Here is a 17878-nt window from a genome sequence, read left to right on the forward strand (position 1 = left end):
TGGTTGCTTGCGGGAAAATTGCTCCTAAAAACTTTGGAATTCATGCCGAATTTTGAAGCATTTTGTGTTGCCTTGGGCCAGCGATCGCGCTTGGCCTTTTTGCTTAGTCACCCCAGCAATCGGGCCATGATTGAGCAAGCTTGGTGGCCTTTGGCCTTGGAGTTAGGGCAATTACGCGCCCAGAGCGATCGCCCGATCGTGTTGGGAATTTTGGGTGTGCAAGGCGCAGGCAAAACCACCCTTTGTGAAGCGATGGTGGTGGCTTTGGAACTGTTGGGGTGGCGAACCCTCAGTTGGTCGATCGATGACCTCTACAAAACCTATGCCGATCGGCAACGGTTGCAAACACAGGATCCTCGGCTTATTTGGCGGGGGCCGCCGGGAACCCATGATGTTGATCTGGGGCTGGAAACGTTGCAGGCCTTGCGATCGCCCCAATCTTCCACCATAGCCATTCCGCGATTCGATAAATCCTGCCATGGGGGACAGGGCGATCGCGTGGCGGCGGAGATAATTCAGCCGGTCGATATTGTGTTGTTTGAAGGGTGGTTTGTGGGAGTGAAGCCGATTGATTTCACAACCTTTGTTGATTGGCCAGCACCCATCTTTTCGGAGGACGATCGCGCCTTTGCCCAGGATTGTAATCAACGATTACGGGACTATTTACCCCTTTGGGAAGGGTGCGATCGGCTTTTGATTTTGAAACCCACTGACTACTACTTTTCAAAACAGTGGCGACAACAGGCCGAGCGCGATCGAATTGCCGCCGGAGGGCAGGGACTGAGTGAGGCGGAAATTTCCGATTTTGTGGATTACTTTTGGAAAGCTTTGCACCCGAAGCTATTTGTTGATCCGTTGCTAGCTGCCGGGGCTGCCGATTGGGTGTTTGAATTTGGAATTGATCGACAGTTAACCCGAGTTACCCGATCGCCCGGAAGCTACCTGAATTTTGGTCACCCAATAGCCTAATCCCCCAATAGCCTAATCAACTGATACCATCAAGGCTCCCATCCTGCATTTGAGCTACCATGCGACCCCTTGAGGATTTGTGCGCGATCGCCCGTCAAGCCGCCTGGGCCGCCAGCGACGTGCTGCGGGCCTATTACCGAGGCGATCAGTTGGCGATTGAAGACCAGGGCGACGGGCCTGTCACGGCCGCTGACCTGGCCGCTAATCAAACCATCCTCAGTCATTTGCAGCAGGAATTGGGGAGCGCCGAATTTGGCTACCTCAGCGAAGAAACCTATAAATCAGAAGGCATTCCAGCCGATCGGGATTGGATTTGGATCATCGATCCCCTGGATGGAACCAAGGACTTTATTCAAAAAACTGGCGAATATGCCATTCACCTGGCGCTGGTTTACCAAGGACGGCCGGAACTGGCGATCGTGGCTTGTCCAGAGGCGGAACAGTTGTATGCGGCCGTGAAAGGGTCGGGAACGGTAGCGTTCGATCGCGCTGGCCAAACCCGATCGCCCCGGGTGTCGGCCTGTGCCCAACTGTCGGAGCTGACCGTGGTGGTCAGTCGATCGCACCGAGACCAGCGGTTTAACCAATTGCTGGCCGCCCTGCCCTGCCAAAATCAGCACGCCGTGGGCAGCGTTGGTGGCAAAATTGCCGCGATCGTGGAGCAAAAAGCAGATTTGTACCTCTCTCTTTCGGGCAAATCGGCCCCCAAGGATTGGGACATGGCGGCCCCGGAATTGATCTTGACGGAAGCGGGCGGCCAGTTCACCCACTTTGATGGCCAACCCCTGCGCTATGCCACGGGCGACCTGAACCAGTGGGGCGGCCGCATTGCCAGCAATGGCCCCAACCATCGGGAACTCTGCCAAATCCTGCAAACGGAACTGGCCCGCCTGCTTTGAGAGAATGTCTGAAAAGCCAAAATTGCCACTCTGTAAGCTCCAGCGATCAATGCAGACAAGGGGCTTAAGCCCCTTGCTCCCACAGCAATTGATGCTTGGCCCATACTGAAAGATGTTGCTTAGACATCCTCGGAGAGGGGGGATCATGCCTAAGCGCTGCGGCACAATCTTCATGGATCGTTAACATTCCCTTGGCAAGGGGTTAAACGGTCGCCGTTAGCCTGAGTTGGTGTGGGGCACTACAGTTTTGATCCAGTTATTGCGGAGGCTATTGACAAGCTGAGACCTCCAGCCTCGCAATCACTAGGGTTTTGCCGATGATTTGGCTGTTGCTTATTGAAAATTACTGTCAATTGATCAAAAACTGATACGATCTCAATTGGCAGTCATCGAGCACAGATCATTCAAGTCCCAACTCCCAAGACTCAGCACCCGCAATTTGCGTCCTGGGATCGCACTCCATCGCCCTCTGCTTCCCCTCCCATGCCAAAAATGATGCGATCGACCCTGGCCAGTAGCACCGACTTGGAACTGCGCCGGTTGCTCGAAGCCCAATACCGCAGCCAAAACCTCGAATCTTTTCGCACCAACCAAACCATTCCCCTCCAGCCCGATCGCCTCTGGGTTGTCTATCGCGGGGCCGTGGCCCTCGAAACCCTGCTGCCGGACGGCTCTGAAGCAATTTTGGGCTTTGCGAGCACGGGGACATTTTTTGGACAGGTTCTGAGCGCGGTGAATCCTTACCGGGCCTCAGCCTTGGCTCCCACGGATCTGTTGCCCCTCTCGATCGACCAGGTGCAACAGTCCCCGATTTTGGCCCGCAACCTGCTGTTCCATGCCCTGCGCCGTTTGGATCAGGCCAGCGATTTGAAATCCTTGCTCACCCTGAAGCGCGCCGATGAGCGTCTTTGGCAATTGCTGCAACTGCTCGATCGGGAATTTGGGCAGCCCCTTGGCTCAGCGCGTCGTTTGAACTTGCGCCTCACCCATCGGCAATTGGCCAGCGCCGCCCAAACCACCCGGGTCACCGTGACTCGGCTGTTGCAACTGTTCCAAGCCCAAGGCCGAATCGAGATTGATGCCGATCGACACCTTTGGTTTCCCGCCGGAGGCAAGAATTCGCCTGATGCCCGAGGCCTTTGATACTAGAAGCCTTTGATGCCCGAGGCCTTTGATGCCAGAGGCCTTTGGGCACATGCCAAGAATCCAGGGTGAAAATTCGTTAGAATGCTTGCGCCAATTGACTATTGAATTGTGCGCCCCATCCGCCTGAAGATTCCATGCCCAAACAACGCAAGAAAGCCGACTTTCCCACCAAAGTTTGTGTCGTTTGTGGCCTGTCCTTTACCTGGCGCAAAAAATGGGCAGACTGCTGGGACGAAGTGAAATACTGCTCCGATCGCTGTCGTCGCCGCAAAAATCAAGCCGATCGCCCCGAGCCTGCCTCCTGATCTGTGGCCCAATCAATAACCTTGCCAATCAATAACCCTCCAATAACCTTTCAACGGAATTTGAAGTGATTATTTGAAGTGATTGATTGGATTCAGACCCTTCGGTTCAGGGTGAATCAAAACCAGGTGAATCAAAACCAGCGAATAGCCCCTTCCACAAAGTCCAACCCCAAAATCGAATGGCCTTGGGGATTCAGCAGAGGGCTGTAACAGGCGATCGATCCTTGGCCGGGCTGGATTGACCAAACCACGCCACTCACGCCGGACTTGGTGGGCCAGCCCACGCGCGCCATCCAGGTTTCCGAATCTTGGTAGAGACCCCCCACGGTGATCGCTGCTAGGGTTTGCTGCACCAATTCAGCCCATTGGGACGGCGGGTTGGCAAACCAACAGCCCAAAGCCGCCAACTCAGGCATCGTGATCCCCAGGCAACAAAGCCGGTTGTAAATCTCCAGGGCAATTTCCGGCTCCGCCACCCGGCCAGAATCCACCAAAGCTTGCACCAAAGCGCGATTGCGGCCGTTGGGTAGGCTTTGCACCGAAGCCAGCACCGTTTCATTCACGGGCATTAAGCAATTTGTTTCCCGATATAACCAAGCTTGGAACCGCCGCACCCGATCGCGCGCGGTGGTTCCAGGCAGGGCCCCCGCCAGGGCCAGGGCCCCACTGTTGAGCATGGGGTTGCGGGGATGGCCCGCATCTTCCAGCAGTTGATCCAAGTCGTTGTAGGCCTTGGCGGATGGTTGACAGCCCACCAAGCTGCTCACAACCTCGGGGCCCAGAAGCGCAAGGGCATAAAACAACAGCAGGGGTTTCATCACGCTCATCAACACCACCCGCCGCCCCGGGGGCGATCGATCCCAACTGCGGCCATCCACGGCCTGCACGGCGGCCGCAAACTCTTGCGGATTGGCCTTGGCCAAAGCGGGCACGTAGTCTGGCAAGTAGCCACTAATGCCCGATCGGGTTCCTTGTCGAGCCAGATCATCCAATAACAACCGAGATGTTGCGATTAGTCCAGTCATGTCGCCTGCATCGCCTTGGGCCGGCATACAGGAAGCAGCCACCAGCCCTGCTAATACTCTAGAGAAGGCCAAGGAGCCTGATAAGCAATTGTGATCAAGTGATGAGGTTTCTTATCAATCGCTGATTGAACACTTACCGGCAACTCCTGCCCTCTTTGAACTTTTCTGTGATTTTGTTGAAGTTCTCATCGGGAGCGTCACCATTCCCGGTGGGATCGGCCACACTGGAAGCACATTTCCCGGCCCAACCGAGAGGGCGGGACACTCGCAACGCTCTCAGCGAGAAGTGATCATGGCTCAGACCTTGCTTGAACAATTACGCACAATGACGATCGTGGTGGCCGATACCGGCGACATTCAGGCGATCGAACGACTCAAGCCCCGCGATGCCACAACGAACCCTTCATTGATCACCGCTGCGGCCCAAATGCCGCAATACCAGGAAATTGTGGATCAAACCCTGCTGGAGGCCCGCACCGAAAAGGGCAAACAAGCCAGCGCGGAGGAGGTAGCTTCCTTGGCCTTTGAGCGCTTGGCGGTGGCCTTTGGTAAAAAGATTTTGCAAATTATTCCCGGTCGGGTCTCCACGGAGGTTGATGCGCGCCTGTCCTATGACACGGAAGCGACGATCGCCAAGGGCCGCTATCTGATTTCGGAGTACGAAAAAGCCGGTGTTTCACGCGATCGAATTCTGATCAAAATTGCCGCCACTTGGGAAGGCATTCGCGCCGCCGAAGTGTTGGAAAAAGAAGGCATTCACTGTAATCTCACCCTGTTGTTTGGATTGCACCAGGCGATCGCTTGTGCAGAGGCGGGCGTGACCCTCATTTCGCCCTTCGTGGGTCGAATTTTGGATTGGTACAAGAAAAAGACCGGTCGCGATTCGTTTCCAGCCCCAGAAGATCCCGGCGTGTTGTCCGTAACGCGGATTTACAACTACTACAAAACCTTCGGCCATCAAACGGAGGTGATGGGGGCGAGTTTCCGCAACATGGGCGAAATTGTGGAACTGGCCGGTTGTGATTTGCTGACCATTTCGCCGGCCCTCCTGGACGAGCTGGAAAGCAATCAGGGCGAGCTGGTGCGCAAGCTGAGTCCTGACTTGGCCGATGCAGAGCCGATCGAGAAAATCGAGATGAATCGCGAAGTTTTCGATCAAATGCACCAAGACGATCCAATGGCTTCCGAAAAGCTCACGGAGGGGATTGAAGGCTTCTCGAAAGCGCTGGAATCTCTGGAGTTGCTGTTAAAAAATCGCCTGGCTCAACTGGAAGGCCAAGAAGCCCTCAGCCATGCGGCCGATGACATTTTTCATGTCTACGATTTGGATGGGGATGGCTTCATTACCCGTGAAGAATGGGCTGGGAGCGATGCGGTTTTTGATGCCCTAGATTCCAACCGAGATGGCAAAATCACCCCCGCTGAAATGGCGGCCGGCCTTGGGGCAGCCTATCACCACCACTTGGTAGGTGTTTAGGGCCTGATTTGGGTCACGGCTTCAAGATTCTCCAGTGGGGAATCTGAGGAACTGACGAAGGATTTTTAAGGATCTAGTCAGGATCTAGTGAAGGCGGCGAATGCGGATCCGATCGATTCGGGCCCCATTGGCCGCTTCAATTTCAAATTCCAAACCGTTGTAACGGAAGCTTTCGCCCACTTGGGGAATTCGTTGCAGGTGGCAGAGCACAAACCCGGCCAAGGTTTGGTAATCGTCGGCTTCGGGCAGGGTTAGCCCCAGACGGCCATTCACCTCGTCGATCGTGATTTGGGCGGGCACGCAGGCGGTTTGTTCGTCGATCGCCTCGATCGAGCTGTCGTCGGCGGCCAGGGGCCCCACAATTTCCTCCGCCACATCGGTGAGCGTGACCAAACCCGCCGTGTTGCCAAATTCATCGACCACGATCGCCATGGGCTGTCCCGATCGCCGGAGCGATCGCAGCAAGTCCGCCGTATTGGCAAATTCCGGCACAAAACAGGCGGGCTGAATCCAAGCGCTCAGGGGCGTGTCCAGGCTCAATTCCCCAGCGGCCAGGGGCGTGGCTAAATCTTTAAACCGCACCATCCCCACAATGTCATCGATCGAGTCACCCATCACCGGGTAACGCAGGTGGCCTGTTTGACCCACGGCCGCTAGCAAGTCTGTCACAGAATCCGACTGCTCCAGCACCACCATTTGGGTGCGAGGAATCATCACATCCCGGGCCGTCACGGCTCGAAAGGTCAGAACATTTTGCAGCAGGCGGCGTTCATCGGCTTCTAAGTCCGGGGACTCTATGGAATTCCCAACAATTTGTTGCAACTCCGAAAGGGCGATCGGGCTGGCCCAATGGCGATCGCTGGGCCGTAACCCCAGGGCCTGCAACACCCACCGCGTGGAGCGCTCCAAAAACCAAACGATCGGCTGCAAAAATCGCCCGATCGTGACGCTGGGCGGCCCCAACACCAAGGCCACCTGCTCCGCATGGCGCAGGGCGATCGATTTGGGGCCCAATTCCCCAAACACGATTTGCAGATAGGCCACCAACAGGAACGCAGTTCCCACGGCCACCGCTTGTACCAAAGGGCGATCGGCCGCAGCGGGCCAGTAGTGAATTGCGCCGCTGATCAAGGGTGCGGCCAAAACCGACTGACCCAACCAACCCAGGGTGAGGGCCGCCAGGGTGATCCCCAACTGGGTTGTGGACAGCAACCGATCGACATGTTGTTGCAAATACTGGACGCTGCGAGCCGCTGGATCCCCACCCGCAACGAGTTGATCAATGCGCGATCGCCGCACAGCCACCATAGAAAACTCTGCCGCCACAAAGAACGCATTCAGCGTGATGGGCAACAGCAGCACCCACAAGCTCAACGTCCAGCCTTGACTATCCACCGCTACTAGATTCCGTTTAATTGAGTTTGATTGAGTTTGCTTGATCCTGGTTAAGTTTGCTGGATTTTGTTGAATTTTGCTTGGTTCTATTCAAAAACAAACAACTCAACCATCTTGCTCACGGGGCTTCCTTAGAGCTGTCAACCTGCTCTTGGCAATGTGCTCTTGGCAATGTGCTCTTGGAATCAATAGCCGATGGGGCTGTGACCAAAGGCGATCGCCCCTAACGCACGGGAATGCCCTGAATTTGAAGCTGTAATTGCTGATCGGGATAATCGGTCAGGGACAGTTGCAACGACTTCACCCCATCCAGCAACACCGTCGGCACGATCGCCTTGCCCCGAACGGTGGCTCCGTCGGCCGGTAGCTCACTGGGCAAATCTTCCACGATCGCGCTCAGGGGATCGCCCCGATCGTCCGCCATTTCCAAAAAGCTATAGAGAAACTGCACCGCCCGATCGCCCTGATTGCGCAGCGTCAACTCCAGCACCAACGAATCGCCCACCCGGCTGGCTCCCACCACCGTCAGGGTCACGCCTTCCGCCTTGGCCGAAATGGGCAGCTTGGCCACCGCCGTTTGTGACAAAGGCTTGGCCTGAGGTTGGGTTTGGGTCAAGGCCGGATCCACCGGCTTTGGCGGCGCATTGCCCACGGGAGCCGTTTGGGTGATGGCCTTGGTTTTGGCCAGCAACTGTTGCTCATTCAGCAGTTTCAGGGGAGCCGGTTCCGGTCGCTTGCCGCCTCGCCCTGAGGAGTCCGCCGTGGGACGAAAGTCCGGTTGCACAATGCCCTTCAGCGCCTCTCGTCCGAGGTTATAGCCCCAAGAGGTGCTGGCGATGCCCGTGCCCGCCATCAACAACAACAACAGAATGGTCAAGCCAGCGCTGGGATTCACGGCAGTTGATGAAGATTACTTGAGAGAGGTTGAGGGATCCAGAGCACATGGCACCTGGCTGATCACTCAAACTATTCAAACTCTATCCAAGAATATTGCCCAAACTAGCGGCCAATGGCAAAATCAATGATGAGTTTAAACTCACACAGCTCTCAGAGAGCGATAGACCACCCCATAATCTATTGCCGAGCATTGGTTTTGCGCCATTTTCCAGGGTTGGCCGAGCGGTTTAGGCAGCGAACTCATAATTCGCCTCAGACAGGTTCAACTCCTGTACCCTGGATTGTTTTACGATCGAACCGACTTGATCAAGCCAAATCAATCGAGCTGGCTCACTCGAACCGGCCTGATTGAGCCCGCTTGATTGAACCCGCTTGATTGGATCAAATGAATTGAACCGGCTTGATTGAGCGCGATCGAAATGAATCGCATCGCATTTCATGAACGTCGTGGACGTGGCCGATCGAGCCTAGGGGCTTGTCGTCAAATCGCTTGGAATCCTAATTCCATCGCTCGTTGACAGATCGGGTGGGACAAGGGGCCTAGGGCGTGTCGTCAAATCGCCTGAAACCCTGTGATGGAATTGAATGCGAATGTCTGAAATTGCTGCGTGAACCCAAGGTTGAGGCGAAGGTTAGAGCTATGGTAGCCAGTGCGATTGGGACGGCCCAAACCACCGATAAGAACGACCCATTAACCTGGAATTTAGCCGATCTATACGCGGGATTTGATGATCCCCGCTATGAGGCTGATTTGCACTGGGTGAGCGATCGAGCAGAGAATTTTCGGATCACCTACCGCGATCGCGTGGCCCTGCTGACGGCCCAGGAGTTGGCCCAGGCTTTGGAAGAGTTAGAGGGCATCTACCAAGTGGTGGGCTATCTTTGGAGCTTTCCCTCGCTCACCTTTGCGGCCAACACCCGAGACACCACCGCCCAAGGGGAGGTCGATCGGATCCAAACGGCCTTGACCACCGTGAATAACGAGCTGGTCTTTTTTGATCTAGAACTTCAGGCCATGGGTGCCGACCACTTGGCGGAGTTGCGACAGGCCCCGGAACTGCGGCTTTATGCCCATTACCTGGAATCCGTGGGGCGATTTGCGCCGTTTCGGTTGCCGGAAGTGGTGGAACAAACGCGTAATCGGGACAGCTTGACCGGGCGGCAGGCCTTTATTCAGTTGCGATCGATCCACTTGGGCGAACAGACATACACCCCCGTCACCATGGCCGATGGCAAAGCTGCCACCACGGAAGCCGAACTTTCGGCTCTGTTGTTCCAGGGTGATCGCACTGTGCGCGAACAGGCCTATCACTCGGTGCGAGCTGTCAGCCAACAGCACAACACCCTCTATGCCTACATCCTGAGCACGATCGCCCAGGATCACGCGATCGAAAACCAAATGCGCGGCTATCGATCGACCCTGGAAAAACAGTTAATTAGCGATGAAGTACCCGAAGGGGTGTTTTGGGCCGTGATGAATGGCACACGCGATCGCACCGAAATTTGGCAAGACTATTACCGAATCAAAGCAAAAGCCACCGGAGCCGCCATTCGCACCTGTGATGTTTATGCCCCCTGGAGCACCGAGCCGATCGCCCCGCTACCGTTCTCAGAAGGCATTCAAACCCTGCTGGCGGCCCTGGAGCAATTCGACACAACCTATGCCCGCCGGGCCGAAGAGTTTTTCCTAAACCGTTGGGTTGATGCTGCCGTGCGGCCAGGCAAACGAGGCGGCGCATTTTGCAACTATACCCACGGCAAACATAGCTATTTGTTTTTGTCCTACACCGACGATTACAGCTCTCTATTTACCTTGGCCCATGAGATGGGTCATGGCTTGCACTTTGCCTGGATTAACGACCATCAACGCTATTTCAACAGCAATCCGCCTTTGGTGTTGGCGGAAGTAGCTTCCACCTTTAATGAACTACTGCTGTTGGATTATTTGCTCGATCGCCATTCTGATCCCAATATGCAGCGCAGTTTAATTACGCGCCAACTAGAAGATCAACTGAGTTTGCTTTTCCGACAAACCACCATCAGCCGCTTGGAATTGGCCCTGCACGATCGAGCCACAAAGGGGCGATTTGATGCTGAATTTTTGAATGAAGTTTGGGATAGTCTCTACCGAGATTTGTGTGGTGATGCGGTTGAAATTTTGCCGGAGCACCAATACGACTGGGCCCGAATTGGTCACATTTTCTTCAAGCCCTTTTACTGCTATCAATACGCCGCTTCGGACATCGTGAGCCTGGCTTGCTATCAACAATATCGCCAGCGAGGCCGAGATTTTGTACCCGGCTATTTACAACTGCTGGCCAGTGGAGGCAGCGAAAACCAAATGGCTGCCCTTAAGCATTATGTGGGTGTGGATTTGGAAGACCCGGCGACCATTTCCCAAGCGCTAGATTATGTGGCGAATTTGGTCGATCGCCTGGCCAGCACCGTACCCTAGCAGAAGGCTGCTCAATCATTCAGGCTGAAGTTGACCGGGGTTGCATTCTATTGGTTAAGCTCCGATGGTGAATTCGATTGATGCCAAGGAGCAAACCAGGGCAACAATGCCAATCCCGGCAGCGCCGCCCCGATCGTGAGCAAAAAGAAGCCGGGCCAACCCAACTGTTGGGCTAAAACACCGGAAGGAGCCGAAAACAAATCACGACTAACAGCCATCAAACTGGACAGCAAAGCATATTGGGTGGCGGAAAAACGAGCATTACAAAGACTCATCAAAAAAGCCGTAAATCCTGCTGTTGCTAATCCACCGCAAAAATTTTCCACATTAATCGCTAACACCATGGCGGTAGCATTTTTCCCCACCCAAGCCAAAATTAAATAGGCAACATTGCTCAGGGCTTGTAATCCTCCAAAGACCCAGAGCGATCGCCCAATGCCAATTTGACTGAGAATTGCACCGCCCGTTAAGGAGCCGACAATGGTGGCAATCAAGCCCATCACCCCTTGAATAGCGCCCACTTCTGTTTGGCTAAAGCCCGTTTGCAACAAAAAGGGCAGGGCCATATTGTTCACCATCGAATCGCCCAAGCGATAGAGCACAATGAAGGCCAAAATGGCCAGGCCCCGTTGCCAATGGTAGCGATCGAGGAAATCCTTAAAAGGTAGCCAAACGGCCTCCGACAGGCTGGCGGGTGGTTGTTGGGGGGCTGTGGGTTCTGGGGCCAGCCAACTCAACAGAATGCAGCCCGCCATCAAGACCGCCATCATGCTGTAGGTGACCGGCCAGGTGAAGCGATCGGCCAGCACCAGCGCTGCTCCGCCCGCAATGAGCAAGGCCCCGCGATAGCCCAACACGAAGATGGCCGCTCCGGCTCCCATTTCCCGAGGAGTCAACACATCTGTGCGATAGGCATCGGCGGCAATGTCCTGGGTGGCGCTGAGCAGGGCCACCAACACCGCTGCGATCGCCACCCCCTGTAGCCCCTGCTGGGGATTTTGCACCCCCAACGCCAACAGGGCCAGGGCGATCGCCCCTTGGCTGAGGGCCAACCAACCCCGCCGTCGCCCAAAAAACGGTGGCACAAATCGATCGAGCAAGGGGGCCCACAAAAACTTGAGGGAGTAGGGTAATCCCACCAGGCTAAAAGCCCCGATCGCGCTCAGGTTCACCTGCTCCATCGTCATCCAAGCCTGGAGGGTACGGCTGGTTAACAGCAAGGGCAATCCCGAGCTAAACCCCAAGAGCAGTAGAGCCGCCATCTTGGGCTGTTGAAACAACCGGGCGATCGAGGCTAGGGGTGACGGAAGAGGAACTTTCACGGGTGTTGGGCAACCGGCATAGAGAAACATTGGGTTGAGTTTACTGCTGTTAACCAACCGAGAGCGATCAGGCGGGAGTGGTGCAACAGTGGTGTGAATACCAGAGACTCATCCCTTTCGCTTTCCATCAAATCTGATTCAGCGTGAAGATCAGGATCCTTTTCCTAAATCACAGGTAGCTTCAGACGATCTCAGTTCATCGCAGCTAGACAATTCAGGATTTTTCTGAGTGCTCAAGTATGGTGCGATCGCTCATGATTCCATTCCTGGGAATAGGATTTCTTGGAACGATCGAGCATCAATACCATAGCGTGTTAGGTGCTTGCGATTTTCAGTGACCAAAACCACATTGACCCAGGGTGAAAAGAGCGATCGAACCTGGGCTGCCAAAATGGGATCGCCGCCTAAATCGCGATCGTCTTCTGTTTTTTGGCCCCGGCGACGCGCATCGGCCCAAAGCGTCGCTGCGAGATTTAAATCGGTCATTGTAATGGGTAAGTATCGAACCGATTGCAAAAAACGGTTTAAGCGTTCAACTTCCTTGTAACTCGAATCTTTGAGACGCTGTAACTCTAATGATCGCCTCATTTCATAATCAACAATTCCTGGAAGAAAAACCTCAGTATCAGATATCAGTATTGTCCGAAACCAGGCTTTTAATTCAGTGAATTTCGTAGAATCAGGGTTTAGTAATTGACCCAGAATATTCGTATCAAGAGCAAGCTTGTTAATGATTTTTATCTTTATTTAATTGATGGCGTGTCATTGAATCAATGATATAAAAAATAATGGGTTGGTATAAAGAAATAGCATTGGTCAAGAATCATCATTATAAGTTCGCCATTACTTCATCCCAGGTACGATCCAACTCATGATCAGGATTGGCATTCCACTCATCGAGTAGATTTAAGAGTCTCTTATTTCGCTCTTTGATTTGCTGAAGATGATCTGAATGAAGTGATTCAGTCTCAGGTGATAAGCTGGGATCCAATTTGAGTTCAATGTTGAATCTGGCAGGGTCTGAAATTTTGCATGGAGACTGTACTGGTAATTCAGGGTCAGAGGTTACTAAATTCTGATCCTGATCTACAGAACCATGTTGATTTTTTAGACAAAGTTCCAGTTCATGAATTGCAAAGCTTTGCAACATAGCTGTAGCCTGAAGATGACATTTTTTTTGCGATAACTCAATCAGGAAATTCACAAAATTCTCATCAATGATGATAAATTTTTCGGATAAATCAGTTTGCTTGTTAATTGCGATAAAAGATTTCAGATCCGGTGGGAGCTGGTGATTCTCAAGTTCTAGAAACTGTAAAATAGTGCGTGAAGGAAATGCATAGCCAGTTTGTGAAAATTGATAGGCTGGAAGTACGGTTTCTCCCACTGTAATAGTGCCGTCAGAAAGCATCGTTGGATGAGTTGACATAGTGCCTGTCCGATGAATGCTGTTGAGTTTAGTTGGTGTGCTGGGCAGGAAAGAGAATGATCCACCCTGCCCATAGTTTAGCAATTACGATCCTTCGCGGAGTTTGTCGAGGACGGAGCGATCTTCGAGGGTGGAAGTGTCCCCAGAAACCTCTTGACCCGAGGCGAGTGATCGCAACAGGCGGCGCATGATTTTGCCCGATCGGGTCTTCGGCAGTGCATCCGTAAAGCGAATTTCACCGGGCCGGGCGATCGCCCCGATTTCCTTCACCACGTGCTGTTTCAGTTCCTTAATCAGCTCCTCGCTGGCCGTCGCTGTTCCTTCCAGGGTGATGAACGCCACAATGTCTTCGCCCTTCAGATCGTCCGGTTTGCCCACCACGGCCGCTTCCGCCACCGCCGGGTGCGACACCAGCGCCGACTCCACTTCCATCGTCCCCAGTCGGTGACCCGACACGTTCACCACGTCATCGACGCGGCCCATGATCCAGTAGTAGCCATCGGAGTCGCGGCGCGCGCCATCCCCCGCAAAGTAGAAATGCTGGCCATCTCTGGGCGCAATGTGCTCCCAATAGGTGCTGCGGAATCGGTGGTCATCGCCAAACACCGTCCGCATCATGCTTGGCCAGGGATGCTTCACGACCAGATAGCCGCCCTCGTTGTCGCCTACCGGGTTGCCATCGAGATCCACCACATCTGCCAAAATGCCGGGGAAGGGCTTGGAGGCGGAACCGGGCTTGGTCGGAATCGCACCCGGCAGCGGCGTGATCATGAATCCGCCGGTTTCCGTTTGCCACCAGGTATCGACGATCGGGCAGCGCTCGCTGCCAATCACCCGGTAGTACCACATCCAGGCTTCCGGGTTAATCGGTTCGCCCACGGTTCCCAACAGCCGTAGGGAACTGAGGTTACGGGCCTTGGGCAGGTGCTCACCCATTTTGATGAAGGCGCGGATCGCGGTAGGGGCAGTGTAGAAAATCGTCACGCCGTATTTTTCAATCACATCCCAGAAGCAGCCGGGATTGGACGATCGGGGCGCACCCTCATACATCAAGGTGGTGGCTCCGTTGGATAGGGGGCCATAGACGATGTAGCTGTGGCCCGTAATCCAGCCCACATCGGCGGTACACCAATAGACATCGGTGTCTTTGATGTCGAACGTCCATTTAAACGTCATGTGGGTGTAGAGGTTATAGCCCGCTGTGGTGTGGACGACTCCCTTGGGTTTGCCGGTGCTGCCGGAGGTGTAGAGCACAAACAGCAAGTCTTCGCTGTCCATCGGCTCGGCGGGGCAATCGGCGCTGGCGTTTTGTTGCAGGTCGTGCCACCAATGGTCGCGGCCCGGCTCCATGTGAACGTCTTGGCCCGTGCGCTTCACGACCAGCACGTTTTCAACGCTGGGGGCGGCGTTGTTGTCGAGGGCGCGATCGACCTGCACTTTCAGGGGCACGGCGGTATCTTTGCGGAAGCCCCCATCGGCGGTGATCACCAGTTTGGCCTTGGCATCGTTGAGGCGATCGCGCAGGGCTTCGGCACTGAACCCACCAAACACGACGCTATGGGCCGCGCCAATTCGAGCACAGGCCAACATGGCGATCGCCGCTTCCGGGATCATCGGCATGTAGATGCCAATGATGTCGCCTTTTTGCGCGCCGAGGGATTTCAGAACGTTGGCAAACTGGCAAACTTCCCGATGCAGTTGGGCATAGGTGAGGGTGCGCGAGTCGCCGGGTTCGCCTTCCCAAATCAGAGCGGCTTTGTTTTTCCGCCAGGTGGTTAAGTGGCGATCGAGACAGTTATGGGAAATGTTGATTTTCCCGCCGTCAAACCATTTGGCAACGGGGGGCTGCCAATCGAGAGCGGTGTCCCATTTTTGGAACCAGTCGAGTTCTTTTTCGGCCAGTTCTGCCCAAAAAGCAGTGGGGTCGGCAGCGGCGCGATCGTACAGGGCTTGATAGTCGTCCAGGCTTTTAATTTCGGCATTGGCTGCCAAATCCGCAGGCGGCGCAAAGGTGCGATTTTCTTGAAGGATCGATTCGATCGTCGGTTGTGACATGACAGAAGCGAATTTAGTATGATAAGAACGACGCAATACAAAAATTACACTCAAATGTTGTTAAATTATTCAAATTTTCTCAAGAACCCTGAATCTTTAGAGCTATTTAACAACATTGGCTATCTTGACGGGCACGAAGGTAGATTAACTCTTACGCTTAAATTGTTTCCTCGCCCACAGCTTTCTTGGGAGTTTCAAGTTGCAAGGCTTGCAGAGGAATCTTCTGCGATTAGTTTATTTGAATATACGAACAATCCGCCAATTCGGCTGTGTTCATGGGATCTTCCTAATCCATCTTTAATGATTACTGAAATTGGAAAATCATTAAATTTTAATATAAGCACTTCGAGTCTCAAAGGATCGGCAAGAGTTGTTATTGAAGGCAGGCAGGATCAAGAATTTCATCATATTGAAACATTTTTATTAAACACTGAATTTCTTAGGGTTCTGTCTCTTGATAAAGAATTAACGGGAGATCTTACACAGGATCTATGCTTTGTGATCACGCCCTATGAAGATCGGCTTGATTGGATGCGGCCCAAATTGCTCAATCTTGGTTGTCGGATCACAGCCAAGTTTGAAATCTCGCAGCGAATTAATGATTCCTCAAAGCTAAGAAGCTTTACAGGTGAAAAAGGAAAGGAAATGCTATCTAATATTTGTTCAATGCTTTCCTTTGCAAATGCCGGTTACATTGCCCCTTGTATTTTTCAGCTTTCTGCCTTTGCTGAGGATAAAACAGAGTCGAGGAAGTCATGGAAAACTCCCAAAAATATCTATACTGAAATCAGGACTGACTCTTTGCAAACGCCGATTGAGAATTTAGGAGTCTCATGGTTACATAATTGTCATGCCAGTGACTTAGAGCTATTTTTAGGTTGTTTTAGCACATTCCAAAAAACTCAAGAAGATGCAGAATGGCGTGAAAAATGGAATTTGATTTTGGAGTGGTATTTTCAATCTTTGCCCATCGTAACAGGGCGATCATCTGCACGAACCATTATGGTGTGTTTTAATTCTCTTGGTTGTTTAGTTGAGATTCTAGCCTATTTGATATTAGTAGTAGATGAAATAAGTCAAACTCGACGAGAAGAAAATAGCAGACTGATGAATCCTGGAAGAAGTAGAGAGAGGATAAAAGTCCTTATGGATCGAATAGGTATTGAATTAAGTGATGATGAAATCAGAGAATTTGTTGACTTAAGAAATGATTCAACGCACCCAATTCAGAGAACATCATTTAGTCTGACAGAGCAAGTGAAGATTCTATGGCGAGGTATTCAATGGGCTGAAGAAGTAATACTTTGGCGACTTGGCTACAGTGGAAGATACCTAAATCGCCAAGAATTACTCGATAAGCCAAATGCCACTAATTATCGATACGATCTAAAACTAAGACTACCTAATTGGTAATGCAGAGATGGAAGAGATTTTGACATTACATGAGCTATTGCTGGCTGGCGATGTAGTTGGTGCATTGGCAATTGTTGAGGAACTTGAAGAGATGGGGCGTAGCGCAATTGTCGATCAGATCTATAGCTATGCGATCGTCCTTCTGATTCATCTCATTAAGCAAAAAGCAGAGCAGCGATCGACTCGTTCTTGGGAAGTTGCTATTCGGAATACCGTCCGCCACATTCAGCGAAAAAACAAACGCCGAAAATCTGGTGGTTATTATTTATCAATTGATGAATTACAAGAAATTCTCGATGAAGCCTATGCTAGCGCGATCGATCGAGCTGCGCTAGAAACTTTTGAGGGGCGCTATGAGGCTGAAGAGTTAGCGGCCATGGTCGATCGCGCTGCCATCTTGAAACAAGCATTAACTATGATTGACTCGCAAGCTCAAGCAGGAGCCTAAGCGTTATGGAAGAAATTTTGACGTTGCATGAGTTATTGCTAGCGGGCGATGTGAATCGGGCGCTGGCGATTGTGGAAGAGATGGAAGAAATGGGGCTAACCGCAATTCGCAATAAGATTCGCAGTTACAGCAAAATTTTATTGATCCATTTAATTAAACAAGCAGCCGAAAAGCGATCGACCCGTTCTTGGGAACTCTCGATCCAAAATTCTGTAGATGAAATCTTAAACACGAACCAGCGATCGGCCGGTAGCTACTACATCAAGCGGGATGAACTGACAGCAATCCTCGAAAAGGTTTATGGACTAGCCCTGAAAGCAGCAGCGATCGAGGCTTTTGGAGGGCACTATGAGGCCGAAGAGTTGGCCGCAATGGTCGATCGCCCCGAAATTTTGCAACAGGCATTGGAGATGATTGCTCCTGAGCAAGCTGACAATTAGAAAGATTGACAATTTATAGAAAATGTCAGCGCGGGTTAAGTGGGCAGCTCAATCCCCAGCGTAGCCAAATTGAGAGATACAGCCTTTGCCTATAACGAATGGCACGATATAATTATCAGTGTAGTGAAGTTATCGTCAGGAAAACTCATGAGTCTTTATTCGCTGGACTTGCGCCGAAAAATCGTAGAAGCTTACGAGAAGGG

16 protein-coding genes and 1 tRNA gene are annotated in these 17878 nt (G+C 52.6%); 10 read left to right on the forward strand and 7 right to left on the reverse strand.

Annotated elements, in window-relative coordinates; all coding sequences use genetic code 11:
- Positions 1 to 42 precede the first annotated feature (42 nt).
- The 4 genes from VPK24_RS01820 (at position 43) to VPK24_RS01835 (ending at position 3319) form a co-directional block, all read left to right on the forward strand.
- Positions 43 to 969, forward strand: a complete 927-nt coding sequence (locus VPK24_RS01820) for a glycerate kinase (RefSeq protein ID WP_393010189.1) — start codon at positions 43 to 45, stop codon at positions 967 to 969.
- 59 nt (positions 970 to 1028) lie between these two features.
- Positions 1029 to 1868, forward strand: a complete 840-nt coding sequence (locus tag VPK24_RS01825; RefSeq protein WP_393010191.1) for a 3'(2'),5'-bisphosphate nucleotidase CysQ family protein — start codon at positions 1029 to 1031, stop codon at positions 1866 to 1868.
- 483 nt (positions 1869 to 2351) lie between these two features.
- A complete protein-coding gene (locus tag VPK24_RS01830) occupies positions 2352 to 3011 on the forward strand; it encodes a Crp/Fnr family transcriptional regulator (protein ID WP_393010193.1) in 660 nt (219 codons plus the stop codon).
- A 137-nt stretch (positions 3012 to 3148) separates the two neighbouring features.
- Positions 3149 to 3319 (forward strand): DUF2256 domain-containing protein, encoded by a 171-nt coding sequence (locus VPK24_RS01835; RefSeq protein WP_393010195.1) that lies wholly within the window; start codon positions 3149 to 3151, stop codon positions 3317 to 3319.
- Between the two features lie 131 nt (positions 3320 to 3450).
- Here VPK24_RS01835 and VPK24_RS01840 read toward each other — a convergent pair whose 3' ends face one another.
- The gene (locus VPK24_RS01840) at positions 3451 to 4416 is read right to left on the reverse strand and encodes a glutaminase (RefSeq protein ID WP_393010197.1); all 966 of its coding nucleotides are present in this window, start codon (positions 4414 to 4416) and stop codon (positions 3451 to 3453) included.
- Positions 4417 to 4636: 220 nt separating this feature from the next.
- On the opposite strand from VPK24_RS01840, the gene VPK24_RS01845 reads away from it, so the two are divergent.
- Positions 4637 to 5821, forward strand: a complete 1185-nt coding sequence (locus VPK24_RS01845; RefSeq protein ID WP_393010199.1) for a transaldolase — start codon at positions 4637 to 4639, stop codon at positions 5819 to 5821.
- 84 nt (positions 5822 to 5905) lie between these two features.
- On the opposite strand, the gene VPK24_RS01850 is transcribed toward VPK24_RS01845, so the two are convergent.
- Together VPK24_RS01850 and VPK24_RS01855 are read right to left on the reverse strand one after the other, a co-directional pair.
- Entirely contained in the window at positions 5906 to 7216 is a 1311-nt protein-coding gene (locus VPK24_RS01850; RefSeq protein ID WP_393010201.1) for a hemolysin family protein, read from the reverse strand.
- A gap of 223 nt (positions 7217 to 7439) precedes the next feature.
- Positions 7440 to 8111 (reverse strand): hypothetical protein, encoded by a 672-nt coding sequence (locus VPK24_RS01855; RefSeq protein ID WP_099534138.1) that lies wholly within the window; start codon positions 8109 to 8111, stop codon positions 7440 to 7442.
- A 210-nt stretch (positions 8112 to 8321) separates the two neighbouring features.
- Between VPK24_RS01855 and VPK24_RS01860 the strand changes: the two genes are divergently transcribed.
- Together VPK24_RS01860 and VPK24_RS01865 are read left to right on the forward strand one after the other, a co-directional pair.
- Positions 8322 to 8394, forward strand: a tRNA-Ile gene (locus tag VPK24_RS01860).
- Positions 8395 to 8753: 359 nt separating this feature from the next.
- A complete protein-coding gene (locus VPK24_RS01865; RefSeq protein ID WP_393010203.1) occupies positions 8754 to 10568 on the forward strand; it encodes a M3 family oligoendopeptidase in 1815 nt (604 codons plus the stop codon).
- A 47-nt stretch (positions 10569 to 10615) separates the two neighbouring features.
- Here the strand turns inward: VPK24_RS01865 and VPK24_RS01870 are convergent, their stop codons facing one another.
- From VPK24_RS01870 to acs, 4 genes are all read right to left on the reverse strand, one after another.
- Complete coding sequence (locus VPK24_RS01870; RefSeq protein WP_393010205.1) at positions 10616 to 11890, reverse strand: AmpG family muropeptide MFS transporter; 1275 nt, start codon at positions 11888 to 11890, stop codon at positions 10616 to 10618.
- Between the two features lie 252 nt (positions 11891 to 12142).
- Positions 12143 to 12637, reverse strand: a complete 495-nt coding sequence (locus VPK24_RS01875) for a type II toxin-antitoxin system VapC family toxin (protein ID WP_393010219.1) — start codon at positions 12635 to 12637, stop codon at positions 12143 to 12145.
- Positions 12638 to 12719: 82 nt separating this feature from the next.
- Positions 12720 to 13319, reverse strand: a complete 600-nt coding sequence (locus tag VPK24_RS01880; protein ID WP_393010207.1) for a hypothetical protein — start codon at positions 13317 to 13319, stop codon at positions 12720 to 12722.
- An 84-nt stretch (positions 13320 to 13403) separates the two neighbouring features.
- Complete coding sequence (gene acs / locus VPK24_RS01885; RefSeq protein WP_393010209.1) at positions 13404 to 15374, reverse strand: acetate--CoA ligase; 1971 nt, start codon at positions 15372 to 15374, stop codon at positions 13404 to 13406.
- An 18-nt stretch (positions 15375 to 15392) separates the two neighbouring features.
- On the opposite strand from acs, the gene VPK24_RS01890 reads away from it, so the two are divergent.
- Genes VPK24_RS01890 through VPK24_RS01900 form a run of 3 tightly spaced genes read left to right on the forward strand, consistent with a single transcriptional unit; the run spans position 15393 to position 17675 of the window.
- Complete coding sequence (locus VPK24_RS01890; RefSeq protein ID WP_393010211.1) at positions 15393 to 16787, forward strand: hypothetical protein; 1395 nt, start codon at positions 15393 to 15395, stop codon at positions 16785 to 16787.
- A gap of 7 nt (positions 16788 to 16794) precedes the next feature.
- Positions 16795 to 17235: a DUF29 family protein gene (locus VPK24_RS01895; protein WP_393010213.1), complete on the forward strand. Its 441-nt coding sequence runs from the start codon at positions 16795 to 16797 to the stop codon at positions 17233 to 17235.
- Positions 17236 to 17240: 5 nt separating this feature from the next.
- Positions 17241 to 17675 (forward strand): DUF29 family protein, encoded by a 435-nt coding sequence (locus tag VPK24_RS01900; RefSeq protein ID WP_393010215.1) that lies wholly within the window; start codon positions 17241 to 17243, stop codon positions 17673 to 17675.
- Positions 17676 to 17878 lie beyond the last annotated feature (203 nt).

This window comes from Limnothrix redekei LRLZ20PSL1 (assembly GCF_043235035.1).
Classification (GTDB): Bacteria; Cyanobacteriota; Cyanobacteriia; order CACIAM-69d; family CACIAM-69d; genus CACIAM-69d.